The organism is Pseudoalteromonas sp. Angola-7, assembly GCF_028599255.1.
Lineage (GTDB): Bacteria > Pseudomonadota > Gammaproteobacteria > Enterobacterales > Alteromonadaceae > Pseudoalteromonas > Pseudoalteromonas atlantica.
This window is the reverse complement of the sequence record NZ_JAQREL010000007.1, coordinates 49806-74986: the sequence shown is the minus strand read 5'-3', so window position 1 is coordinate 74986 and position 25181 is coordinate 49806. Positions and strand designations below refer to the sequence as shown.

24 protein-coding genes and 1 riboswitch are annotated in these 25181 nt (G+C 41.7%); of the genes, 7 read left to right on the top strand and 17 right to left on the bottom strand.

What is annotated here, in order from left to right; translation table 11 throughout:
- Positions 1 to 4: 4 nt before the first annotated feature.
- The 3 genes from PSH50_RS11375 to PSH50_RS11365 all read right to left on the bottom strand — a co-directional run bounded on the left by PSH50_RS11375 (position 5) and on the right by PSH50_RS11365 (position 3112).
- A complete protein-coding gene (locus PSH50_RS11375) occupies positions 5 to 814 on the bottom strand; it encodes an ABC transporter ATP-binding protein (protein ID WP_273587753.1) in 810 nt (269 codons plus the stop codon).
- Positions 815 to 948: 134 nt separating this feature from the next.
- Positions 949 to 1014, bottom strand: a riboswitch (cobalamin riboswitch).
- A 97-nt stretch (positions 1015 to 1111) separates the two neighbouring features.
- On the bottom strand, positions 1112 to 2044 hold the full coding sequence (locus tag PSH50_RS11370; RefSeq protein ID WP_138611328.1) for a porin: 933 nt from the start codon (positions 2042 to 2044) through the stop codon (positions 1112 to 1114).
- A gap of 198 nt (positions 2045 to 2242) precedes the next feature.
- Entirely contained in the window at positions 2243 to 3112 is an 870-nt protein-coding gene (locus PSH50_RS11365) for a LysR family transcriptional regulator (RefSeq protein ID WP_004587984.1), read from the bottom strand.
- A 90-nt stretch (positions 3113 to 3202) separates the two neighbouring features.
- On the opposite strand from PSH50_RS11365, the gene PSH50_RS11360 reads away from it, so the two are divergent.
- Positions 3203 to 3577, top strand: coding sequence for a DUF413 domain-containing protein (locus PSH50_RS11360; RefSeq protein WP_004587983.1), 375 nt, complete (start codon positions 3203 to 3205; stop codon positions 3575 to 3577).
- A gap of 87 nt (positions 3578 to 3664) precedes the next feature.
- Complete coding sequence (locus tag PSH50_RS11355) at positions 3665 to 4900, top strand: response regulator (protein WP_273587754.1); 1236 nt, start codon at positions 3665 to 3667, stop codon at positions 4898 to 4900.
- 52 nt (positions 4901 to 4952) lie between these two features.
- Here PSH50_RS11355 and rarD read toward each other — a convergent pair whose 3' ends face one another.
- Complete coding sequence (gene rarD, locus PSH50_RS11350) at positions 4953 to 5870, bottom strand: EamA family transporter RarD (protein ID WP_004587981.1); 918 nt, start codon at positions 5868 to 5870, stop codon at positions 4953 to 4955.
- A 130-nt stretch (positions 5871 to 6000) separates the two neighbouring features.
- A complete protein-coding gene (locus tag PSH50_RS11345) occupies positions 6001 to 6456 on the bottom strand; it encodes a thioesterase family protein (protein WP_004587980.1) in 456 nt (151 codons plus the stop codon).
- A 134-nt stretch (positions 6457 to 6590) separates the two neighbouring features.
- Between PSH50_RS11345 and recQ the strand changes: the two genes are divergently transcribed.
- The 4 genes from recQ to PSH50_RS11325 all read left to right on the top strand — a co-directional run bounded on the left by recQ (position 6591) and on the right by PSH50_RS11325 (position 11205).
- Positions 6591 to 8414 carry a DNA helicase RecQ gene (gene recQ, locus PSH50_RS11340; RefSeq protein WP_273587755.1) on the top strand — a complete coding sequence of 608 codons (1824 nt, stop codon included), beginning with the start codon at positions 6591 to 6593 and terminating at the stop codon, positions 8412 to 8414.
- A gap of 7 nt (positions 8415 to 8421) precedes the next feature.
- Positions 8422 to 8706 (top strand): DUF3630 family protein, encoded by a 285-nt coding sequence (locus PSH50_RS11335; protein WP_029772370.1) that lies wholly within the window; start codon positions 8422 to 8424, stop codon positions 8704 to 8706.
- Between the two features lie 146 nt (positions 8707 to 8852).
- A complete protein-coding gene (locus PSH50_RS11330) occupies positions 8853 to 10562 on the top strand; it encodes a POTRA domain-containing protein (protein WP_029772371.1) in 1710 nt (569 codons plus the stop codon).
- Between the two features lie 70 nt (positions 10563 to 10632).
- On the top strand, positions 10633 to 11205 hold the full coding sequence (locus tag PSH50_RS11325) for a mechanosensitive ion channel domain-containing protein (RefSeq protein ID WP_273587756.1): 573 nt from the start codon (positions 10633 to 10635) through the stop codon (positions 11203 to 11205).
- Positions 11206 to 11279: 74 nt separating this feature from the next.
- Here the strand turns inward: PSH50_RS11325 and PSH50_RS11320 are convergent, their stop codons facing one another.
- Genes PSH50_RS11320 through PSH50_RS11310 form a run of 3 tightly spaced genes read right to left on the bottom strand, consistent with a single transcriptional unit; the run spans position 11280 to position 13669 of the window.
- Entirely contained in the window at positions 11280 to 12338 is a 1059-nt protein-coding gene (locus PSH50_RS11320; RefSeq protein ID WP_024031557.1) for a succinylglutamate desuccinylase/aspartoacylase family protein, read from the bottom strand.
- Entirely contained in the window at positions 12325 to 13230 is a 906-nt protein-coding gene (gene rimK, locus PSH50_RS11315; RefSeq protein WP_004587974.1) for a 30S ribosomal protein S6--L-glutamate ligase, read from the bottom strand. Before rimK ends, PSH50_RS11320 begins: the two co-directional genes overlap by 14 nt.
- Before the next feature lie 10 nt (positions 13231 to 13240).
- Positions 13241 to 13669, bottom strand: a complete 429-nt coding sequence (locus tag PSH50_RS11310; protein WP_029772373.1) for a RimK/LysX family protein — start codon at positions 13667 to 13669, stop codon at positions 13241 to 13243.
- A gap of 278 nt (positions 13670 to 13947) precedes the next feature.
- Here PSH50_RS11310 and PSH50_RS11305 point away from each other — a divergent pair, with 278 nt between their 5' ends.
- Positions 13948 to 14919 carry a zinc transporter ZntB gene (locus tag PSH50_RS11305; RefSeq protein ID WP_273587757.1) on the top strand — a complete coding sequence of 324 codons (972 nt, stop codon included), beginning with the start codon at positions 13948 to 13950 and terminating at the stop codon, positions 14917 to 14919.
- A gap of 53 nt (positions 14920 to 14972) precedes the next feature.
- On the opposite strand, the gene PSH50_RS11300 is transcribed toward PSH50_RS11305, so the two are convergent.
- From PSH50_RS11300 to PSH50_RS11260, 9 genes are all read right to left on the bottom strand, one after another.
- The gene (locus tag PSH50_RS11300) at positions 14973 to 16148 is read right to left on the bottom strand and encodes a polysaccharide lyase family 7 protein (protein WP_004587971.1); all 1176 of its coding nucleotides are present in this window, start codon (positions 16146 to 16148) and stop codon (positions 14973 to 14975) included.
- Between the two features lie 683 nt (positions 16149 to 16831).
- Positions 16832 to 17167 carry a ribonuclease E inhibitor RraB gene (gene rraB, locus PSH50_RS11295; protein WP_004587970.1) on the bottom strand — a complete coding sequence of 112 codons (336 nt, stop codon included), beginning with the start codon at positions 17165 to 17167 and terminating at the stop codon, positions 16832 to 16834.
- The gene (locus PSH50_RS11290; RefSeq protein WP_273587758.1) at positions 17167 to 17880 is read right to left on the bottom strand and encodes a 1-acylglycerol-3-phosphate O-acyltransferase; all 714 of its coding nucleotides are present in this window, start codon (positions 17878 to 17880) and stop codon (positions 17167 to 17169) included. The genes rraB and PSH50_RS11290 overlap by 1 nt, the downstream gene beginning before the upstream one ends.
- Before the next feature lie 169 nt (positions 17881 to 18049).
- Entirely contained in the window at positions 18050 to 20344 is a 2295-nt protein-coding gene (parC, locus tag PSH50_RS11285) for a DNA topoisomerase IV subunit A (protein WP_004587968.1), read from the bottom strand.
- Positions 20345 to 20354: 10 nt separating this feature from the next.
- Complete coding sequence (locus PSH50_RS11280; protein ID WP_004587967.1) at positions 20355 to 21449, bottom strand: sorbosone dehydrogenase family protein; 1095 nt, start codon at positions 21447 to 21449, stop codon at positions 20355 to 20357.
- A gap of 30 nt (positions 21450 to 21479) precedes the next feature.
- Positions 21480 to 23369 carry a DNA topoisomerase IV subunit B gene (parE, locus tag PSH50_RS11275; protein ID WP_055254871.1) on the bottom strand — a complete coding sequence of 630 codons (1890 nt, stop codon included), beginning with the start codon at positions 23367 to 23369 and terminating at the stop codon, positions 21480 to 21482.
- Between the two features lie 26 nt (positions 23370 to 23395).
- Complete coding sequence (locus tag PSH50_RS11270; protein ID WP_273587760.1) at positions 23396 to 23965, bottom strand: YqiA/YcfP family alpha/beta fold hydrolase; 570 nt, start codon at positions 23963 to 23965, stop codon at positions 23396 to 23398.
- Positions 23950 to 24735, bottom strand: coding sequence for a metallophosphoesterase (locus tag PSH50_RS11265; protein ID WP_273587761.1), 786 nt, complete (start codon positions 24733 to 24735; stop codon positions 23950 to 23952). The genes PSH50_RS11270 and PSH50_RS11265 overlap by 16 nt, the downstream gene beginning before the upstream one ends.
- Positions 24722 to 25180, bottom strand: a complete 459-nt coding sequence (locus tag PSH50_RS11260) for a DUF1249 domain-containing protein (RefSeq protein ID WP_024031550.1) — start codon at positions 25178 to 25180, stop codon at positions 24722 to 24724. Before PSH50_RS11260 ends, PSH50_RS11265 begins: the two co-directional genes overlap by 14 nt.
- Position 25181 lies beyond the last annotated feature (1 nt).

Below are 25181 nucleotides of genomic sequence, written 5' to 3'. Positions count from 1 at the left end.
TTAATTAATAGCCATAAAAGTAAGTAATATGAGGAATAGTTTGACCATTTTCTGTGCGTTGAGGGTGGCTAGTTACGCGCGCACATACCCCAAAAACATCCGCTAGCATGTCCTCACTAAGTACCTGCGCAGGCGAGCCTGTATGTGTTATTTTACCTTTATTAATAACCACCAGCTCATCGCACATAGCGGCTGCTAAATTTAAATCATGAAATGAGGCAAACACAGTAACCCCTAGCGATTTTGCCAATTCCATCACTTGTATTTGGTATTTAACATCTAAATGGCTGGTTGGCTCATCCATGATGAGCAATTGCGGTTGCTGCACTATAGCGCGGGCAATCAATGCACGTTGCTTTTCGCCCCCCGAAAGCGATTCAAAATTTTGCTTACACTGTTGCTCAAGCCCTACGGTTTTTATTGCCTGTGTAATTTTTTGTTTGTCGCTGTGGGTGGTGGCGCTAAATAATGATTTATGAGGTGTAAGCCCAAGGGCAACCACATCAAATAATGTTAGGTTAAATTGCGCGGGCGTTTCTTGTAGAACTACAGCAACATATTTTGCGTAGTCTTCACTTTTAAGCTGCCAAATATCCTGCTGATTAAAGGTAACGTTACCAGCGGTCGGTTTATTAAAGCGATACAAACAGCGCAGTAAGCTCGACTTACCCGCCCCATTTGGGCCAATTAACCCAATAAACTTACCCTTAGCTATGTGTAAATTAATATTGTTTAAAATGGCGTGTTCATCGACTTCCCACGACACATTTTGAACGTTTAAAAAGGGTGTATTTGGCGCTAATGTAGTTTGCAAAAGTGAGTCCTTGGAAAGCGTGCACTCACTAACACACAGCTAAAAGACTAGTGCATCAATAAAAATGAGTTTACCCGCTCGTTAAAAAAGTATACCAATCTAGAACTTCTCATGCTGATTGATATGTCTCATTTGTATCTGACTTAAAGCGTGATGCTAATTACAGTTACGGGAATAGTTGAGGAATTTCACCTCATTCCAAATGAGGGTCTATTATGGGCGGGTAAGTAAATAATTTAAAGCAAAAAAACCGCGCTCATTAGAGCGCGGTCAATAAAGGGAGTGTTTAAGCAACGCTTAAAACTTGTATTCCATACCTAGGCCAACGTAGTCTTGGTCAACATTGTTGTCCATATCAAAGCTTGAGTAAAAACCAAATACTTTAATGTTTTTATTAAACTTATGATCAACACCTACAGAAACTGCCGTTTTGTCGTCGCTGTCATCAAAGTCCATTGCTTGGTATTGCACTTTAAACGTGTTTTTACCCATGCTGTAGGCTGCGTTTAATAAATAGCCGTCAGCTTCTGCGCTACCGTCTACTTTTTCTTGAGTTTGGTACATAGCGCCTAATTTAAAGCTATCTACTTTACCTTGAATTGACGCACGTACTACATCGTAGCCATTTACTTCGCTATCGGCTGCAACCGAGGCGTATACCGCACTCTTTTTAAGTGCAGAGTCACCGTAGGTAACCGCCATTGAATAACCATTATCTGCATCTACGTCATCTTCGGCAACAAATGTAGCAAGTACTTTAAAGCCTTCGTAGCTTTTAGATGTATAAGTGATTGAATCACCTAAGCGGTTTTCACCTTTAAAGACATTTTTAATATCGCCTTCAAGGTCATTAAATAAATCTAACTTACCTTGCGATTGTTTAAGCGCTGTATCGTTACGACCCACAACAACTTGACCATATGCACCTTTTAAACCTACATACTGGTTACGTGCAGAAATATTGTCGTCGTTATCACCTTTAGAGTCAGCATCAGATACATCAACTTGAAACTCAAACTTATAAACCGCTTCTAATCCATCAGTAATCTTTTCAGACCCTTTTAGTCCAAAGCGAGATGCATTACTTTTAATTTCAGTGAAAGACCCTTCGCCATCATCAGACGATTGCACAGTAACATTCGCTTTACCGTATACATCAACGTCTGCAAAAGCGCTAAAAGATAAACCACTTACTAGTGCAACACATAAGCTCGATTTTACAAAATTCATGTTATTTCCTCGATAATCACAAGACTAATTTTTAAAACAGCTGCAGTTTGTCACCGTTAAATGACAGATATATTACAAAGGAAACATTTTTGTCTTTTTATTTTAATAAAAGTGTCTAAATTCTGAAAACAAACCGACATGAATATTTAATAAACAAAATTGTACCTATTCAACCTCATTAAAAATCATAGTCGGTATTTAGTGTTCATCAACAGGCTGATAAGCATTTATTTTAGGTAATAAGTTAATCAGGGTTTCTATTAACTCTTTTTGTTCGTTGTCTCTGTGGTAAGCCACAAAAATATCACGCGAAGTATGTTCTACGTCTTTTACATGAAACAGCTCACCCTTTTCTAGGTGAGACTCAACAAGTACCTCAGGAATAAACGCGCTACCACCACACTGAAGAATTAAATCAAGGGCAATACGTCCCGTACTGGTTCTAAAATAAGGCGGCGTTTTACCGGTAAATTGGCGCGCATGCCATAGTGAAAACGTAGTACCCCAATCAACGTATACATATTGGTTATCAAAAAAGTTCTCGTTAGTGGCCGTGTCATAGCCACTAACCGGAATAATTGGCAGCTCGCAAATTCGCTCAACCACAAGCTCGTCTACTTTAGGGGGGTCAAATAAAATGGCTAAATCAAGCGTACGCTCTAATAATAACCGCGTGCTTTCTTGTTGGGCTTTAACCTCTGCGACCAACGACACCCCAGGCATAGCCGACACAATATTAGTAATGCCAAATTGTAAAAACGCATCCCATATATTAGGCGTACCCGCTAAACTTATTTGCTTGTGCATGTTATCGGCAAGTGCCACATCGACTTTGGCACGCTGCATGCCGGTGATGATCATTTTAGCGTGCGGAAGCAATCGCTCTCCTGGCGCCGTTAATTGAATATTGTTACGCTGGCGAATAAACAAGTTTACACCCAACCCCTGCTCTAACTGGCGAATTCGAAAGCTTACTGCCGATTGAGTGATATACAGGTTTTCAGCCGCTTTACCAAAGTGACGCGTGCGCACAACCTCTACAAATGTTTTTAATAAATCTATATCCAATTTTTTATCCTCACGATAAAAATAACTTGTTTAATAAATTGTCAAACTTGCATCATACTCCAGCAATAAACAGGGTATGAGGATACAGTTATGAGCAACGATATTTCACTACTTCGCCAAGCGTTTGTTAGCCAACGTCAATTTTATGATGATCAAAACTTTCCTCGCGGGTTTAGCCGCAGCGGAAACTTCACCTTATTAGAAGCCAGCATATTAGAGCAACACGGCGTTGTACTAAAAGGCCTTTATAATAAAACTTTAGCCCCCCAAAATACGCTACAAGAGCAATTTGTTGACGTAGTTTGTGGCAGTAAAGAACCTACAAACCCAATCGAAAAAGCCTGGGTTAAATATTTAAAACTAACAACCTGTAAAACCAAGTTTCATACACTTTTTGGCCGTTCAAAAATGTCAGGGCCGGTACCAATAAGCCAAGACGATTATAGCGAATCAGATAGCGTATAAGCCTCTAAGATATTTGCTTTTTTGCGTTTTAACAGTTACAACTTGTATAAGCAAATACTTTTGCAAAATATCAAACAAGGTTGTTACGTGACGCGAAAAATACTCATAGTTGAAGATACGCCTACTATAGCGCGTGTGCAAAAGCATATCGCGCTTAAAGCAGGTTACGAAGTAGATATAGCCGAATCTTTAGCGGCAACAAAAGAGCTAATAAAACACAATAGCTACTTTTGCGCTGTTGTTGATTTTATCCTTCCCGATGCTCCTGCGGGTGAGGCGGTTCCGTATACTATTAATGCCGACATTCCCACCATAGTAATGACAGGCAATATAGATAAACAAACTCGCGACACGGTAGAAAAATACCCAATAATTGATTACATAATCAAAGAAAACAAACAAGCTTACCAATACCTAGAAAAACAACTAAGCCGTTTACCACGTAACGAGAACGTAAAAGTGTTGGTCGTCGACGACTCAACCTCTACCCGTAGATACATTTGTAGTTTACTAAAGCGCCATAAGTATCAAATACTCGAAGCTAAGGACGGCAAAGACGCGCTAGAAGTACTTGAAAGCCAAAAAGACGTGTCTGTCATTATTACCGATAACGAAATGCCAAACATGAATGGTGATGAGCTATGCGCCGAAATTCGCCGGCTTTACAGTAATGATGAAAAAGCCATTATCGGTATTTCAGGTGCTGACTCGTCAGCATTATCGAGCCTATTTTTAAAAAATGGTGCCAACGACTACCTCCATAAACCCTTTAACAGCGAAGAGTTTTACTGCCGACTAAGTCAAAACGTCGACATGCTTGAGCAAATAGCAACAATCAAACGCCAAGCAAATACTGACTACTTAACGAATCTGCCTAATCGACGCTACTTTTTTGAAGAGTCGAGCAAATCACTCAAGTATTTAAAAAAATCGAATCTAGATGGTGCACTCGCCATGCTTGATATAGACCATTTTAAATCGATTAACGATACATACGGTCACGATTCAGGCGATGAGGTTCTCAAAGGGTTGGCGGTGTGTTTTAAAAAGTACTTTGAAAAGCAGCTAGTCGCTCGCTTAGGCGGTGAAGAATTTGCCGTTTACTTTACTGATGCAACCACAGCGCAAGCGCTAAAACGCCTTGAAGGATTTAGGCAATTTATAGAGCTTAATAGCCAAGAGTTTAGCCAAGAAAAAATTAAATTTACAATTTCTATTGGTTTTGCAAGCGCCCCTATTTACCAAATAGATGAGTTACTTAAACAGGCCGATTTAAAGCTATATGATGCAAAAGAAACCGGCCGTAATAAAGTAATAAGCTAAACCTTAACGCTGCTTTATAGCAACTTGCTTAAACTATTATTGCGCATAGGTATTAAACTTCGGCGGCGGTAACAGCCGCTTTTTTACGCTTACGCGATTGATGATAAGAGTCCCAGGTAAATATAGCCAGCGCACTCCAAATACAGGCAAACGTAATCACCCGCTCTGCATCAAATACTTCATCGTAAAACACCACAGCAAGCATAAACATTAAACTTGGCCCTATGTACTGAAAAAAGCCCAATGTTGTGTACTGCAAACGCTTGGCCGCTCCGGTAAAGCAAAGCAGCGGCAACGTAGTAATAATACCGGCACTAATTAACAGCGCATTGGTATGCCAATCGTTTAGGGCTAAGTCGGAAGTAGGCGTTGGTGCCATTACCCACCAGTAAATTAATGCAACCGGCAGTAAAATTAGGGCTTCGAGTAAAATGCCTGGCAGCGCTTCAACAGGTAACTTTTTACGCAGTAAGCCATAAATAGCAAAAGACGTGGCAAGCGAAAACGCCACCACCGGAAACGAGCCAAAACTGACCAATTGCAATACTACGCCCGCAAAGGCTAAAAACACTGCAAACCCTTGTAACTTTCGCAGCCGCTCGCCTAAAAATAGCATGCCCAACAGCACATTAAGTAATGGATTTATGTAATACCCTAAACTGGCATCGAGCATATGGTTATTATTAACCGCCCAAATAAATAACCCCCAGTTAAAGCCCAATATAGAAGAGGTAAGTACTAACATTAAAATAATTTTTGGCTGGGCAACAATGCGCTTAACCTTATCCCAGTATTTAAGCACACTGACCACAAGCACTAAAAAAACCACAGACCAGACAACACGGTGAGTTAAAATTTCAAAAGCAGAAACATGCTGTATTTGTTTGAAATAAATAGGCGCTAAGCCCCACATTAAAAAAGCTAAACAGGCAAAAATACCGCCTTTACGCTGCTCGTTTGCAATCGACATACATACTACTTATTCATACTAAAAGGCCGACAGTTTATACCAATTTGTGTTATTAAGTGATTTATTTTGCGGTAACTAAAGCTCAGCGCAAGGCAAAGCTTTTTATTTTAGCCGTACGTAATTAGCAGCTTTAACCTACTAAATACGTACCTGTACCAAAGGCGATTTGGATTGCCTTTTCATTGTGTAGCTCCATTCTACATACACACACTTTATTACCAGAGCGGATCAAAGTAGCACTGGCTGTAAATGTCTCCCCTTTGCCAGGGCGCAAATAATCTGTGCGCAAATCAATAGTGCCTAAGGTAGCCAGCTTTTGCTGTACGCTAGGGATATCGAGCTCGGTTAATTTATCAATAACACTGGCTGCTGCAAGCATGCCGCCCACATTATCGAGCACCGCCGATATAATACCGCCGTGAAGAATTTTTTGCGCAGGATTGCCTATAAATACATCCTGCCAGGGAAAGGTAATTTTAGCTTGCTCAGGGCTGAGCGACTCTACCGAGATATTTAAAAACTGATTAAATGGCATGCCATTTACAAACAGTGCGCCAACTTGTTCAATTAACATTTCTTTATTCATTATTATTCTCTATGTTTAAATTAACACTGGTACGATGAGTTAAGCATACCTGAAGCAAAACCACGAGGCACTAATTAAATCATTTACCTCTAAGCTAAAGACATCCTATAAAAAAACCACTAAAATAGCCGCCGATGAATACTCTAACCCCTACACCTAGCACATTGGTCCGCAAGCCCGACACGGTTCTTAAACAAGTGTTTGGCTACAGCGAGTTTCGTGATGGCCAAAAAGCGGTGATCGACGCGGCCATTAATGGCCAAGACTCTTTGGTACTACTGCCTACAGGCGGCGGTAAATCAGTGTGTTACCAAGTACCAGCGTTAGTGCTCGAAGGGGTTACTGTGGTAATTTCACCGCTTATCTCGCTCATGCAAGACCAAGTAACGCAACTGCAAGCATTAGGTGTTAAAGCCGCTTACATTAATAATAGCCTGGCTCGCGAAGAGCAACAATTAGTGTACCAACAATTGCACCAAGGGCTAATAAAATTACTGTATGTAGCCCCTGAAAAAGTGCTTCAGCATGAATTTACCGAGCGACTCAGCCACTTAAATATCAGCTTATTTGCAATTGACGAAGCACATTGTGTATCGCATTGGGGGCATGACTTTAGACCTCATTACTTTAGATTAAATGAGCTTAAGCAGCGCTTTTTCCATGTACCTATGATGGCACTGACCGCCACGGCCGATAAAGCGACCCGCTTTGATATAGTTGAGCAATTAAAATTACAACAGCCCTATATACATACCGGCAGCTTCGACAGACCGAATATTCGTTACACCATCGAAGAAAAGTTCAAGCCCATGGCGCAACTACTGCGCTATTTAAAAGAGCAAAAAAATCAAAGTGGTATTATTTACTGCACTAGCCGTAAGCGCGTTGATGACATTGCCGAAAAACTCGCTGATGCAGGTTTAAATGCCGCCGCGTACCATGCCGGCATGAGCAACGAACAGCGCCAATTTGTGCAAACCGGATTTGCCCGCGATGACATTCAAATAGTCGTTGCGACCGTTGCCTTTGGTATGGGCATAAATAAACCAAATGTGCGTTTTGTTCTGCATTACGATATTCCAAAAAGTATTGAAGCCTACTATCAAGAAACTGGCCGCGCTGGGCGTGATGGCTTAGCCGCAGAAGCCATTATGTATTTTGATCCCGCCGATATAGGCCGCGTTAGGCGCTTTTTTGAAGACATAGACGATGAACAACGTCGCCGCGTAGAAGAACAACGCTTTAATGCCATGGCCAGTTTTGCCGAGGCGCAAACATGCCGCCGGCAAATACTATTAAACTACTTTAGCGAGTATAAACGCGAGCAATGTGGCAACTGCGATATTTGCATTAACCCGCCAAAAAGCTTTGATGGCACATTAGTAGCGCAACAAGCGCTTTCGTGTGTGTACCGAGCTGGGCAGCGTTTTGGCTTAGGCTATATTGTAGAATTATTACGCGGGGCTAATACCAGCCGCATACGCGACAACAACCACCACGAACTCAGCACCTATGGCATAGGCAAAGACAAAAGCAGTGAATTTTGGCTCAGTATATTACGCCAACTTATACACCAAGGCTTGTTAAGCCAAGATATTACCCAAGGTGCCTCGCTGCGCTTAACCGAAGCAGCACGCGCTGTACTTAAAAGTGAATACGCTCTACAGCTTGCCGAGCCGCGCTTACAAGCTAAACACGTATACCAAGATAAACTGGCGCAGTTTAACTACGACAAAAAACTATTTGCCCGCTTACGGGCTCTGCGTAAAGAACTCGCTGATGCCGACGATGTACCGCCGTACGTTGTATTTAACGATAAAACCTTAGCCGAAATGGCGCAATTAATGCCCACCAACGACAGCGAATTTTTAAAGGTGTCGGGCGTTGGCTTTACCAAACTCAATAAATATGGCGGCGAATTTTTAACGGCCATTCGTAATTACCTTGCTAGCAATTAAGTAAACTATGACCCAAATTGAATACAATCACGCCCATAAATGCATTGTTATAAGCCCGGTAGAAGCCCCACACGATGAAGACTTTGAGCTGTGGAGCACGCTGTTTTTACACGCAGATGAAATAACAATTATTGACTACGCAGGGGGTGCTGACCGTCATCAATTGCGCTTTAGCTATCAACAGCAAACCTTTAATTTAAATTTTGAACACTACAGCGAAAGTATTTGGATTAATGGCGAAGGCCAAGAAGCCGAGCACTTATTAGCGGCCCTTGCTTTTTACTTAAGCTAAAACGCCTCGCATATGCACTAATTAACAAAGGTGCATAACGGTAACAATTAATTAGTTTCAAAATCCATACCTTTTACTTACATTGTAATAACAATGATGTAAGCTGATATTACGACTCATATTTGCAGTAGTATTGAAGAGGTTGAATGGTGAATAGAAAATGGATTGCACACTGTTGTATAAGCTTAGCCCTTGTAAGCTTTAGTGCGCCTAAGGCCTTTGCACAACAACCACCCAATAAAACTAACACCTGCTCCGCTGTGCAAACTCACTCAGACAAAAGCAATAATTTACGCCGTGAGGTTGAAGATAAAACCACACTGATTAATAGTCGCAGCGACGCCCAAATAACCTCAATTACCCTTAAACAACTTAACGTTTTTAATACCGAGCTGGAGGAGGAAAATAACGCGCTTTTTCGTTTTGCCAACCGCGCGCATATTCAAACCGAGCCAGACGTTATTAGTAATATTTTATTATTTAAACAAGGCGATAATTACAATGCCAGAAAGCTCGCTGAGTCAGAGCGTTTATTACGCCAACAAAACTATTTATATGATGCGCAAATAAGCGCGGTTGAAAACTGCGACGGCAACGTAGATGTAACGGTGGTAACTCGCGATTTATGGACCTTACTACCCGAAATAAGCTTTAGTCGCAGCGGTGGCGAAAATAAATCGAGTATTGGTTTTCGCGAGTCCAATTTACTGGGTTGGGGCAAGCGCTTGTCGTTTTCACGCACTACCGACAGCGATCGTAATGGTTATTTATTTGTTTATGACGATCCTAATATATTATCTAGCCGGTATCGCGGGCGCTTAGAGTATGCCGACAACAGTGACGGAAAACGCCACTTATTAGAGCTAACCTATCCGTTTTACGCCATAGATACACCTTATAGCTATGGTATTAAAAGCTTTTCTGAACAGCGAGAAGAGTCGTTGTATCGCCGTGGTGATGAATACAGTGAGTTTGATCAAACAACCGATTTTTTTAGCGCTTTTTTAGGCCACTCTAAAGCATTATCTGATAGCTGGACACAGCGCTTAACGCTTGGCTATGTAAACCAAGAAGACAGCTTTGCAGAAATAGAAACAACCTTTGCTCCCTTGGCCAAAAACAGACAACTAAGTTACCCCTATGTGAGTGGTCATTGGTTTGAAGACAGTTATATAAAAGTGCGTAATTTTGACAGTATTTCGCGCACCGAAGATTTAAATTTAGGGTGGAATATTAAAGCCCTATTAGGCTACTCAGATGAATCACTAAGTAATGATGACAGCAGAGCCGTGTATTCGTTAAAAGCTAAAAAAGCGCACTTTACTACCGACAGAACGCTGTGGCGTTTTAGTGCTCAAGTGGATGGTTATTGGAATAAAGAGCAAAAACAACTAGAAAACTTTTTAGCCACCAGCGAAGTGCAGTACTACTTAAATACCAGCGAAAACCAATCTTGGTTTGTTAAAGCCCGTGCCCAGTATGCTAAAAACCTAACCGCCGATAAGCAGCTAACACTTGGCGGCGAAACGGGCCTTCGTGGCTATCCTATGGATTACCAGCATGGCGACCGAAGCTTTTTAGTCAGCTTAGAAAAACGCTATTACTGGGAGTACGATTTACTGCAGCTATTTAAAGTAGGTGCAGCGGGCTTTGTTGATGTTGGCCGCGCTTGGTTTAACGATGAAGACAACGGCGAGAACGATCATGTTTTAAAAAATGTTGGGGTGGGTTTGCGTTTAGCACCTAGCAGAGCAAACTCTGGCACCATGATCCACCTTGATATTGCCGCCCCGCTTGATAGCTACGACGATGTTGATTCGGTGCAGTGGCTCGTAAGTGTTAAAAACACCTTTTAAATAGCGAGCAATAAACGAAAGCGTTACACTAGCGCTTTAAATTTTCCTAAAAACAGTACGGGATCACACTTTGGAATTGTTTGCGCTTTTAGAGCTAATGGGTACGCAATATAAATTGATTGTTACCCTTATCGCCATTTTACTTTTTCCTCTTTTATTAAAAATCACTAAAAAGTTGCTCGAAAAAGCCATAAAAGGAAAAGTAGATGTTCATCGTAAATTTAGAGCTGAGCTGTTATTAAAAATAATACTCGCGTTTGTCGTGCTGTGCTTAGTGCTTATATTTTGGGGTATAGAGCTGCGCGGGCTATTAGTTTTGGGCTCATCATTATTTGCTATGCTCGGGGTCGCTTTATTTGCCGCTTGGTCGCTGCTTAGTAACCTTACCGCTTTTTTACTCATGTTTATTCAAAATGGTTTTCATGTGGGAAATTGGGTGCGTATTGTTGATGGCGCAAACCATATAGAAGGGCGCATTGTCGAATTAGGTTTAATGAACGTGCTACTTGAGCATGTGGATGGGCACCGAGTTGTTTACCCTAATAACCTGTTTGTGACACGCCCGGTTATGGTATTAAATAAAGAACCTAAGCCTACAAAGGCACCGGTAATAAAACGGATTATTGGCCCTAAAAAGACATAGTTTTAAAAGTCATATCCGCAAAAAAGCCGCAGTAAGGCAAACCTCACTGCGGCTTTTTACTAGCTAACATAATGCTAATTATTTAGCTCAGCTGTTTTAAGCTCTTCATCTAAATCATTTATTTCGTCAATAAAATGCTCTAATTGCTGCTCTACTAAGCTGTTATCATTTGCAAAGTAAGCAAGGTGGAATACCGCATCCCCTTCGTTTACTAATGGCATAGTTTGCTGGCCTATCACAATACCGCCTTTAGGCGCTAAAAGCTCAAGTTCGGCATCACCTAATGGGCTACTTATGTACGCCAGCACTTGACCTTTTTCTACGTGTTCACCTAGCGATACTTGCGCACGTACAATGCCATCTACCTCAGCGCGTATCCAACTTGTAGACCCTGCAATAATAGGATCGGGCAGCTTTTTAGGGCGCTTGCCGCGGATCATTTTTAAATGCCGCATCACATAATCCACACCCTGCACACCTGCTGCAATAGCAATAGGGTCAAAGCGTAAGGCTTCACCAGCTTCGTAAGTAATAACCGGTATACCTAAATTAGCGGCTTCACTACGTAATGAGCCATTACGAAGGGATGCATTTATAACCGCTGGTGTGCCGAATGCTTTAGCCATATCAGCGGTTGCTTCATCATCTAAGTTAGCGCGTATTTGCGGCAAGTTAGTTCGGTGAATAGCCCCCGTATGTAAATCAATAATGTGGGTACAATGTACCGCCACCTGATTAAAAAACATATGTGCCATACGCCCAGCAAGCGATCCGCGCTCAGAGCCCGGAAAGCTGCGGTTCATATCACGTCTATCGGGTAAATAACGTGATTTATGAATAAAGCCAAACACATTAACAATTGGCACAGCAATTATGGTTCCGCGCAGTTGGCTTGCATCTATTTTTGAGAGCAGCTGGCGTACAACTTCTACACCATTTAGCTCATCACCATGAATAGCGGCACACACCATCAGCACTGGGCCTTCCATTACACCATTAACCACTTCAATAGGAATATTAAGCGGTGAATGGGTGTAAAGTTTAGCAGCCTCTAAAGCAAGGGTTTTACGCTCGCCCACGCCAACACTTTCACCTAATAAGGTAAAAGGACGATTAATTTTAACCTTTGCCACGGGTTGCGGTTCCTTTTATAGCAGCATTTTTTTCGATGAAATCAATCACCATACCGGCAATATCTTTACCTGTTGCCACTTCAATCCCTTCAAGGCCTGGAGAAGAGTTTACTTCCATTACTAACGGCCCACGAGATGAGCGAAGTAAATCAACGCCCGCTACATTTAAGCCCATTGCTTTTGCTGCAGCAACGGCGGTTTTACGCTCTTCTGGGGTAATGCGTACTAATGTAGCGCTACCACCACGGTGAAGGTTTGAGCGAAACTCACCTTCTTGCGCTTGGCGCTTCATGGCCGCTATTACTTTATCGCCTAATACAAAACAACGAATGTCCGCCCCGCCAGCTTCTTTAATGTATTCTTGAACCATAATATTGGCTTTTAAACCCATAAACGCTTCAATAACACTTTCAGCCGCTTTACGTGTTTCAGCAAGTACAACACCAATGCCTTGTGTGCCTTCAAGTAATTTAATAACCACCGGAGCACCGCCTACCATTTCTAGTAAGTCTTTAACGTCATCTGGTTTGCTGGCAAAACCGGTTACCGGCATGCCTACGCCTTTACGTGATAACAGCTGAAGTGAGCGTAATTTATCGCGCGAACGAGAAATAGCCACCGATTCGTTAACAGGATAAACCCCCATCATTTCGAACTGACGTAAAACAGAGCAACCATAAAATGTCACCGATGCACCAATACGCGGAACAATGGCGTCAAAATCTTTTAAATTTTCACCACGGTAGTGAATTTCTGGCTGTTCTGAGTTTATATTCATATAGCAACGAAGCGCATCAATCACCTTTACCTCATGACCGCGTGCCTCTGCCGCTTCAATTAAGCGGCGCGTTGAATACAAATTTCTGTTGCGAGATAAAATACCAATTTTCATAGTTAAAACCTTAACTATCTAATAAATGAGATAAAGCCGGATCAACGACTATACGATTTTCCATGGCTGTACGCCCTAATAACATTCTAAACTTCATTGTTGCTCTACTCGTTAAAGTAACTTCTATTGGCCAGCTGTGCTGCCCTGCATGCAATGTTGTTTCTATAAAGTAGCGTAACTCTTTTTGCCCACTTGAGCTGGTTACCGCCTTAATTTTTTTAACCTTTGCAGTGCACGCAACCTGAGTGTGTTCGTCATCTTGCAATGGTTGGACTATAAATTTTACCCACTTTTCTTCGCCTTCTTCGTACTCTTCAATGTTAATTGCATGAATACATGAAGTGCGGGCGCCAGTATCAACTTTTGCTTTTATCTTTTCGATGCCAAGCTCGGGTAAACTTAACCACTCACGCCAACCAACAGTTAACTTTGCTGTCATAAATGTGCCCTTAATAAAAAAGTGACTTATACGCTACGGCGCAAAAAACACCAGCGAAATAAATTTATCTAGTCGATGAGTAAATTAAATTGATCTTTTATAGGAACTAATCACACAATGCGCGCCTTGCTGTTTAGTGCCTTATTTAGCGATTCAAGCCTGCATATAGGTTTTACCTTAACGCTAACTAATTAAAAGTTAAGGTAAGTTTGTAAAGCACTATGCAGATACACTATAGTTAACTGTATTAAAAATACACTATTATATGAGTTTAAAATATGATTAATGGTTTACTGCATGCACTGGTGCTTGATGAAAAAGGCGGCGCGCACGCCATAGAAAGCATCCGCGATTTAAATAACTGGCACCCTAGCCAAGGTAAACTGTGGATACATATGGACTACAGCCAAAGCGAGGCAGTAACGTGGCTTAAAAGCCAGGCTCACCTTACCGACTTTGAGCTTGATTCGCTTATTGCTGATGAAACTCGCCCTCGCTTAACACCTAGTACCAATGGCCATATGCTGTTTTTGCGTGGTGTAAATTTAAACCCAGCGCAAAGCCCTGAGGACATGGTGTCAATTCGTTTATTTATTAGCGAATCTGTGGTTATCACAACGCGCAAACGTCGCTTACTTTCGATTCAAGATATATTAGCAGAGCTTAATGCTGGCCACGGCCCATGCTCAATATCAGAGTTGGTCGGCTCTATTACGCAGAAACTGACATCACGCATGCAAAGTGTCATTGATACGCTTGATGAAACCCTGGATGAATTTGAAGAAGAAATAGACGAGCCAAGTAAAAAGTTTGATAACCAAGGTTTATCTCAACTGCGCCGTCAAACTATTGCCTTAAAGCGTTACTTAAAGCCGCAAAAGGAAGCGTTAAGTTTAATGGTAAATAACCATTACCCCTGGCTTTTAGATGAAGATAAAGCAAAGCTAAACGAAACCACTAACTTACTTATTCGTTATTTAGAAGAGCTAGATAGCGCCATAGAGCGTGCGCAAATTATTCAGCAAACCATTACTAACCAGGTGTCTGAGCAATTAAATCAACGCATGTATGTAATGTCGGTTGTGGCTGCGCTTTTTTTACCACTGGGCTTTTTAACGGGCCTTTTAGGGGTAAATGTAGGTGGCATACCTGGTACCGAAAACCCTTATGCATTTAGTGCATTTGTGATTTTTTTAATTGTGCTTACTGGCGGTATTGGCGTGTACTTTAAAAATAAAAAATGGTTATAAGATAAAGTTTTTTATTATGGCCACTCAATTGAGTGGCCATAATAAGTCACTAATTAATTAGTTTCGCGCGTATAACTCACATTGGTCATCGTCACTTTTGACTCTGTAATGCCTAAATCCTCAAAACAGTTTTTAAACGAGTTAGAGTTTCCGGCCTCACCACATTTATCTAATGTGTATGGGTCTTGCGATTGCAGGTAGTTACCAAACTTAAAGTATGACTGCGAATCATCCTCTACTGGTATACCGAACGAGTTACCGAATGCCGTAACCTCTACATCGCCGTAGTTATTAACTACCCGCAAGTTAAATGTCTCACCGCTGGTCATTGTACCCAAAGCAAATTTTTCTTCATTACCGCTGGTATTACGTAAACGTACGTACACATCAAAAATTCCGTTGTTCGCTACGCTATCATTAAAGCCCGATTCATCAGTATCCGACACATACACTTTAGATATAGTGCCGGTATCACTAGCATGGTGCTGCGATATAATTGTTTTTCCGCCATCAGACATCTCAACTTTTACCGTAGCTTCGAACACTTCATAGGTTTGAGTCATAGCAACGCGTAAACTTTCTTTAACCTTATACTCATGACGCCAGCCATTACCATTAGGCGTAATATGTTGTGCCTCTAACGGCACAAACACTAAGGTGCTATCGTCAACGAGAGGATTTGGGTTATCCCCTTCTAAATCAAAAATGCTACCACTGGTTATGCTGCTAGGAATTGTTGAACCATTTGAGTTATCGCTGCCGCCATCTGAGCCACCATCATTACTGCCGCTGCCCTCAACCAAGGCAAAATTATCAAACCTTACATCGCTGGTGTTGTTGTAATGTTTAGCAAAAACCTGAAGTGAATTGGTGTTTGCTGAGGTAAATGTTTTTGTTACTTTAGTCCACGAAGAAACATTAAAGGTTTGGTTTTTAAATAAACCATTTAAATCGTTTACACCAATTTGCCCTTTACCCAGCACATAAGCACTTAGGGTGTATTCAGTGTTAGGCTGTATATCTACCACTTGATAAACCCGTGCTGGACTGCCCTGAATTTTTAACGATTTTGAGCCACTGTAAGCATCTGAAGAAATAGCGGCTGGGTCGGTTTCGTTCCAATTACTAAAGCCACTTTCAAAGCCTGCATTATTAATTGTTGCAGCATGAGATAGCGCTGAACTTGTCGCAATTGCGCTGTAAAAAAACAGTTTTTTATGGTTAATCATTATCTTTATTCCTTTAAACCTGAATATAAAAATAACCTAACTACCTAGTTTTGTGTCAGTCACTAAAACTTAGATCACCCTGTGTAAACAGGTTTCTATTTTTGTGTATGAATAGATTTGGCAAGAACACTCGGGTTACAAAAATCAATCTAAAACCCTTAAATTGGCCTTACCAATATTAATGCCATATGGCGAGCTAAAGGCTATATTTTTTGTTACCAATATGTCAACAGAAGATGTAATAGCAAATAAGTATTAGTTTTATTAAATATTGCATTTATAACTTGTAAATAGTTATAACTATTCAACAGGTTATATATTAGGGACAGGTTAGCAATAAATAAAAATATTTTTTCAATTTAATGAATAAGTAGTACGTCGAAATAAGCCCTATTACCAATAGGAATATGAACAAGCTTAACTTTTAATGAATATATTAAGGAGAATTAAGTTTTTTATATGAAAGATAATAATTGGTTATAACAAAAATAAAATTGGTAACACTGAAAGTATTAAATTTTTGCCGTTAAATAAGGCAAAATAAAGGGGGGGTATTAATGCGCCATTACACTAAAAATGAATTAATATCTGAAAATAGGCTGCGGTTTAAAGAGTCATGTTTACTCTGTGCACAAAAAAAGCGAGCATATATAAATGCTCGCCTTTATCAACTAGCTAACGCCTTACTCTTGAAAGTAAGTGCCCCAACCGTCGTATTCAACGTCACACTCAACAGCTAGCGCTGCAAGTTTATCAACGTCTTCCATTATAACTTCAACGTCTAGCTCAGCTTCGACTACAATATCAAAGCTCCAAATTTTGCTGCCATCTTCTAGCTCAAGCTCTGCCGGTTCTTCAACATCGTAGCCTAATTTAAAGGCAGCCAGTGCCGCTTGCTCTAATTTGCTAAAATCTTCGCATACAAAATGATGCTCAACTTCATAAAGTATTTCAGGATCAGAGCCATCTTCAAGTAGTGAACTTACGATGTCTTCACTTATTTCACGCCAGTTTTCCATTATTTATCTCTCGCTTGAGCATCTAATTCAGTTATTTTAGCAGCCATAATACTATGCACTTGGGTGGCCTGTTCACGGGCACTCACTTTTTTATCAAGTGATATAGGCGCTAACATTTCAATGTAAATTGTACCATTATCCCAGCGGTTTAGCTTAATAGTTTTATCAGTTGTGCTCATACATACCGGTACTATGGGTACATCTGCGCTTAAAGCGGTGTGAAATGCGCCGGTTTTAAATGGCAGTAAACCGCGGCCATAGCTTCTTGTGCCTTCGGGAAATACCCAAATAGATAGGCCTTTTTGTTTAATTTTTTCAGCGGCTTTTGAAATTGTACCTGCCGCTTTTGAGCGATTAGCTCTATCAATCAGTATGTTGCCCGACAACCAGTAAAGTTGTCCAAAAAATGGGATCCACTTTAAGCTTTTTTTGCCTAAGCTAACGCAGTTTTCAGGCACTATAGCCGATACAGTAAATAAATCGTAATTGTTTTGATGGTTTGATAGGTAAACCGCAGGGCCAATATTGAGCGCATCTGGGTGGCGCTTAAGGACAAGTTTAACCCCTAACATTTTAGCCATTGAGCCAAACCAGCCAGCTATCACATGCACATTATTAGGGTGAAACGGTCTCACAATCGACAATAACAACCCAAACACGCAGCTGAAAAATATAAACAGCACCATAATTAAAATACGTATAACAGCTAACAAACTTCTCTCCAAAATGTGTGTGCAATGCGCTATAAGCCACGCATATTTCACTATTATAACGTGATTTTATGACGATCACGAGACAATAGCGAACAGCTGTAAGCTGAAAAATACAGGATAAACAAAAACGGCCTGCAAAAGCAGGCCGTTAGAGGTGTATATTTCGGGTTTATTCTTCGACTAATGTGTCATCATTTTGCTCATCTGCCGGCGTAAACTCCACCACTGCTTCATCAACACGCTGTAAGCCTCGCGGTAACTTATTACCTCTACGCCCGCGCTCACCATGATAATGCTCCAAGTCGCTCGGTTTAAGCGTTAGCTTTCGTTTACCAGCATGAAGGGTAACGCTACTGCCTTGTGGTACCACCGCCAGCACTTTGACAAACTCTTCACGTGCTTGCACTTTAGCCCCTGGAATAGAGATAATTTTATTGCCTTTACCTTTACCCAGTTTTGGTAAGTCGCGCAGTGGGAATAACAGCATGCGCCCTTCGTTCGAAATGGCCATGCAGTAATCGGTTGCTACATCGTTTACTCTGATTGGTGAAAGTAAAATTCCGCCCTTAGGCACGCTCACCAAGGCTTTACCGTTTTTATTTTTACTTACTAAGTCTTTAAAGTCAGTAATAAAGCCATAACCCGCGTCAGAGGCCATAAGCAGCACTTGATTATCTTCACCCATTACCACGTGCTCAAAATTAGCCCCAGTGGTGAGGTTAAAGCGCCCTGTCATTGGCTCGCCTTGGCTACGTGCCGAAGGCAAGCTGTGCGCATCGGTTGCAAATGCACGCCCTGCTGAGTCTAAAAATACCGCAGGCTGATTACTCTTACCCTTAGCGGAGGCTTTGTATTCATCGCCAGCACGGTAATTAAGCCCTTCTACGTCAATGTCATGGCCTTTACCAACACGTGCCCAGCCTTTATCAGAAAGCACGACTGTTACCGACTCTGAAGGAATTAAATCTTTTTCACTCAGTGCTTTAGCTTCTACGCGCTCAATAACAGGTGAGCGGCGATCGTCGCCATACATGTCGGCCGCTTCTTGAATTTCTTTTTTAAGAAGCGTTGACATACGACGGTCTGAGCCAAGCGTTAGCTCTAACTTGTCACGTTCTTTGGCCAACTCATCTTGCTCGCCACGTATTTTAAATTCTTCTAGTTTTGCTAAATGACGAAGTTTTAACTCTAAAATGGCTTCGGCTTGAGTATCGGTTAAATCAAAGCGCTCCATCAACACAGGTTTTGGTTTATCTTCTGTGCGAATAATTTCAATTACTTCATCAATATTTAAAAAGGCAGCAAGTAAACCTTCTAAAATATGCAATCGTGCCAGTACTTTATCTAAACGGTGCTGTAAGCGCCTGCGTACTGTTTCGCGTCTAAACGTTAGCCACTCAGATAAAATACTGCGTAGGTCTTTTACTTGCGGGCGGCCATCAAGGCCTAGCATGTTTAAGTTTACACGGTAGTTTTTTTCAAGGTCGGTGGTGGCAAATAGGTGCGCCATTAACGGCTCAGCTTTAATGCGGTTTGAACGCGGTACAATCACAATACGGGTTGGATTTTCGTGATCAGACTCATCTCGTAAATCAGCGACCATTGGCAGCTTTTTAGCATTCATTTGCGCTGCTATTTGCTCAAGCACTTTAGCCCCTGAACACTGATGCGGTAGCGCCGTAATAACAATATCGCCATGCTCTTCAGTATACACCGCGCGCATTTTAATTGAGCCTCGGCCGGTTTTGTATATTTTATGAATATCGGCTTTTGGGGTAATTATTTCAGCGTCGGTTGGATAATCAGGTGCGTGCACAAGCTCAAGTAACTCATCAAGCTCGGTTTTAGGCTTATCAAGTAATAAACAACAGGCACTGGCTACTTCACGCACATTATGTGGTGGAATATCGGTTGCCATACCTACTGCAATACCCGTTACGCCATTTAACAAAATATGCGGTAAGCGCGCCGGTAACACTAATGGCTCGTCCATAGTGCCGTCAAAGTTTGGCGTCCAATCAACGGTGCCTTGCCCTAGCTCTTTAAGTAATACCTCAGAGAACTTTGATAAGCGTGCTTCGGTATAACGCATTGCTGCAAACGATTTAGGGTCATCTGCTGCCCCCCAGTTACCTTGCCCATCGACTAATGGGTAACGGTAAGAAAACGGCTGCGCCATTAATACCATAGCCTCGTAACAGGCACTGTCGCCATGCGGGTGGTATTTACCTAATACATCACCTACCGTACGAGCCGATTTTTTATATTTAGCAGCGGCCGATAAACCCAGCTCGCTCATAGCATAAATAATACGACGTTGAACCGGTTTTAAACCATCACCAACATGCGGTAATGCACGGTCCATAATTACGTACATAGAGTAATTTAAGTAGGCGTCTTCGGTAAAACGCCCCATTGTTTGTTGTTCAATTCCTTGCATTAGCAAGGTATCTGTATCACTCATTAAAGCTTACCTAGTTTTTCTTATAGCTTACGCGGTAGATCACGTTTGCGTAATCGTCGCTTATTAGCAGACTGCCGTCATTTAATTGTGCAAATGCAACTGGGCGTCCAAAGGTTGTTTCGTTATGCATAAAGCCGGTAATAAATGGCGTGTATTTAGTAATACGCCCTTGCTCTACATTGGCTACAGCCACTTTATAACCTGACTTTTTAGTACGATTCCACGAGCCATGTTCAGCAACAAATAGCTGCTCTTTGTAAGAGCCCGGGAACTGTTTACCGGTATAAAAATGAATGCCAAGTGGCGCAACGTGAGCTCCTAGCGCAAGCGCTGGCGGGCTGTAGTCGCTAATGTTTTTACCTTTACCAAACTCAGGATCTACAATGGCACCGGCGTGAACATAAGGAAAACCAAAATGCTCGTTTTCTTTACTTACGCGGTTAATTTCATCAGGTGGAATATCATCACCCATCATGTCGCGGCCGTTATCGCTAAACCATAATGCTTGCGTGCTTGGATGAAAGTCAAACCCCACTGAGTTGCGTACCCCTTGGGCTATTGTTTTAATTTGTTTGGTTTCTACATCAAGTGCAAAAATACGCCCGTAACGCTCATCTTCGGCGCATATATTACACGGAACACCAACCGGAATAATAAGCTCGCCAGTGGGTGCAAAGCGTAAAAACTTCCACCCGTGGTGACGATCCGATGGCAACGCGTTGTAAACCACGTCAAATTTAGGGTCTTTTAACTGCGTGTCTACGTTTTTAAAGCGAATAATACGGTGTACTTCACCTACGTATAAGTCGCCATCTTTAATTGCTAAACCAGAGGGCATGTTTAGCCCCTCAGCAATCACCATTTTTTTATCTGCTACGCCATCACTGTTATGATCGATTAACGCATACACATTTCCTGCTTTGCGCGAACCTGCGTAAACAATGCCTTTTTTTGATACTGCTATTTGGCGTGCATTTTCAACATCATCAGCAAATAAGCTTACCTCAAACCCTGGTGCTACGGTGAGTTTGTCTAGTATGTCTTTTGCCATTGCTGGGGCTGTTGTTAAGCCAAGCAATAATAAACTTCCTAGTATTTTATTCATTTGCCTCTCCAAGTGTTAAACACAAGCCTATTATACCTGTGCTTTATTACCGTGATCTTCTAGCCACTGGCGTCTGTCTGACGAGCGCTTTTTAGCAAGTAGCATATCCATCATTTCTAATGTTTGCTCTTCTTCATCTAGCGTAAGTTGCACTAAGCGGCGAGTATTTGGGTCCATTGTCGTTTCGCGCAGCTGCAGCGGGTTCATTTCGCCCAGCCCTTTAAATCGTTGCACGTTTACTTTACCGCGCTTTTTCTCTGCTTCTATGCGGGCCAAAATACCTGTTTTTTCATCTTCATCGAGGGCGTAATACACCTCTTTACCAATGTCGATTCTAAACAGCGGTGGCATAGCTACGTATACATGTCCTGTTTTAACCAGTTGCGGAAAATGACGCACAAACAAAGCACACAATAAGGTGGCAATGTGTAGTCCATCCGAGTCAGCATCGGCCAATATACAAATTTTATTATAACGCAGGCCGGTTAAATCAGTTGAGTCTGGGTCAATACCCAGTGCCACCGAAATATCATGCACCTCTTGCGAGGCTAATATTTGCCCTGATTCAACTTCCCACGTATTCAAAATTTTACCGCGCAGTGGCATTATTGCCTGAAACTCACGATCGCGCGCCTGCTTAGCCGAGCCACCTGCTGAGTCACCCTCTACCAAAAATAGTTCTGTACGGTCGTTATCGGCGGCACTACAGTCGGTTAGTTTACCGGGTAACGCTGGGCCTGAGGTGACGCGTTTACGCACTACTTTTTTAGCCGCTCGCAATCGGCGCTGTGCATTTGAAATACACAGTTCTGCAAGCAATTCTGCAGTATCAGTGTGCTCGTTTAACCATAAGCTAAATGAGTCTTTAACCACACCCGATACAAACGCTGCACATGAGCGAGAAGAAAGCTTTTCTTTAGTTTGACCAGCAAATTGTGGGTCTTGCATTTTTACCGATAACACATAGCTACAGCGCTCCCAAATATCATCTGGGGTAAGCTTTACGCCACGCGGTAATAAGTTTCTAAATTCACAAAATTCGCGCATTGCTTCAAGTAAGCCTTGGCGCAAACCATTTACGTGTGTACCACCTTGTGCGGTAGGAATAAGGTTTACATAGCTCTCCGCAATCGACTCGCCGCCTTCTGGTTGCCATACAACAGCCCAATCAGCCCCTTCAATCGAGCTTGAAAACTCGCCTACAAATGGGTCTTTTGGCAGTACTTCAAAGCCTTTAACAGCTTCAATTAAGTAATCCTTTAAACCTGTTTCGTAAAACCATTCTTGAGTTTCTTTAGTTTGCTTATTAACAAACTTAATGCGCAAGCCTGGGCATAAAACCGCTTTAGCTTTTAATAGGTGGTTTAATTTAGTAATTGAAAAGTTAGCTGAGTCAAAGTAACTCGCATCGGGCCAAAATCGAACGGTTGTACCGGTGTTGCGCTTACCAACAGTGCCAATGACATTTAAGTCTTCAACTTTATCACCGTTCTCAAAGGCCATTCTAAATTGTTGAGCGTCGCGCCTTACCGTTACTTCAACACGGTGCGATAACGCATTTACAACCGAAATACCTACCCCGTGTAAACCGCCCGAAAACTGATAGTTTTTGTTAGAGAATTTACCACCTGCATGCAGCTTGGTAAAAATCAGCTCCACCCCAGGAATACCTTCCTCAGGGTGAATATCTATAGGCATACCACGGCCATCGTCTATAACTTCAAGAGAGTTATCTTCGTGTAAGATCACATCAATTTTAGTGGCATGGCCCGCCATGGCTTCATCGACACTGTTATCGATAACCTCTTGGCCTAAATGGTTTGGACGTACCGTGTCGGTATACATACCAGGGCGGCGTTTTACCGGCTCTAATCCATTGAGAACCTCAATGGCTTCGGCGTTATAATTTTGCTGACTCATAATTTTTATCTTTATATGCGCTTAGGCTAATTTGTTTTAGGTAATTTAAGAAACTCTACAATACTATCAAAGGTGCGTTCAAAACCAACAAAGCTGTGATCGCCACCAAACTCAACTAACTGTTTGCATTGTGAAAAATAATTTACTGCGTGTTGATAATTTAACACTTCATCTCCCGTTTGCTGCAACAAATAGAGCAATTCGGGGGATGTTAATTTAGGCACATACAATGCTTTTAAAGCATCCATGTGGCTGGTATTTAACTCATAATGATAATCTTGGTACGGATTATAATTGTGGCCAATAAGCGGCGCTAATAAGTTAAACGGTGCTACTGCTGGGTTTATTAATGCTGCTCGCAGGTTATAACGCTGCGACAAATAGGTGGCATAAAATCCACCTAGTGAGCTCCCAAGTAACGCGGTATCTGGCGTTAATAAATGCTCAAGCTGTAAAATAGCTTGTAAGGGCTCGTGATTTAAACGCGGTACGCAATAGTCAACGTCATAGTTTGCCATAAGCTCGCCAAAGCGCACAGCTTTATATGATTTTTCAGAACTATTAAAGCCATGAATATAAATTACGCGTTTAACCATACAACATCCGTTTTAACTGTTAAAGCATTGTCCTGTGTAGTTAAATGCAACATTCGATAAGCGGGGCCGTGGTTTTCTTGCTGCCATTGCGGGCAATTTTTTGTAAATTGCACCGAACTGGCGGGCGTTGCATAAATACTCAGCTCTCTAAAAGTTTGCGTATAGTGATTATGCACATGACCGTGCAGCAACGCCGCTACATTAGCACTATTAACTAACACGTTTAATAATTGCGGGCCGTTTTCAAGCATGTGTTTATCAAGGTAGCCATTAATAGCAAGCGGGTTGTGATGACAAAACACCACATGCTGTGATTGCGAACTTGCTAAACAATCCGCGATTTCATTTAAGTGCTCACTAGACACCCACCCTGCAGGTGTAGGGCCTTTTGAGTTTATAAGTAGCAGCTCAAATCCTTGTGCGATAATGCGTTTAGCTGACACTATTTCCCCACCACTGATGCGATTAAGCATGGCAATCTCATCATGATTGCCTGGTACCCAAAATACTGGGCAGGTCAAATCAGCGTTATTAATAAGCTCAGCAAATAATAAATAAGAGTCAAAACTATGATCTTGTGTTAAATCACCACCAAATATAACCGCATCTAATGACTGCGAGGCCATGTGCGCTAATGCTTGTGCAAAATGTGCGGCGGTGTTTACGTTAAAGTACTCTGCGTTAGGGTCGGCAAATAAATGGCTATCGGTTATATGCGCAACACGCAGCGATGAGCGATTAAAGTGATAATGTTCATCAAACCAAGCCATTGTTTATATCCCAGTTTAGTACTGCTCGGCCATGCTCTACACAGGCTACTAACCAGTCATATAAAAATGCATTAAGTTGATACTTTTCATCTTTTTGGTGCATTTTAGGATTTGGATAACCATAAGATGGCTTTATCCGTTGATGGTAATCGTGGTGAATAATTTCAGCCACTTTTGCATCTTGATAAAGCCTGACTGTTAAATACAAAGGAGAAACGCCTTTAACCATCCCTGTTAGCTGTTTGATAGAAATATCCAGTGTGTACTTAGCACTATCGTCAATGATAATGGCAAATTCACTATGACCTAATTTAACTTTACGCACACTATTAGCGCTGCGCTCTTTAGGTAATAGTTTTGAAAGACGTACGTAATTATGCTCGCAAAGCGTCATGTACTTTGGGAGGCTCTGAATATATCGTTGGGTTGCTAAAAGTGCTGTCAAA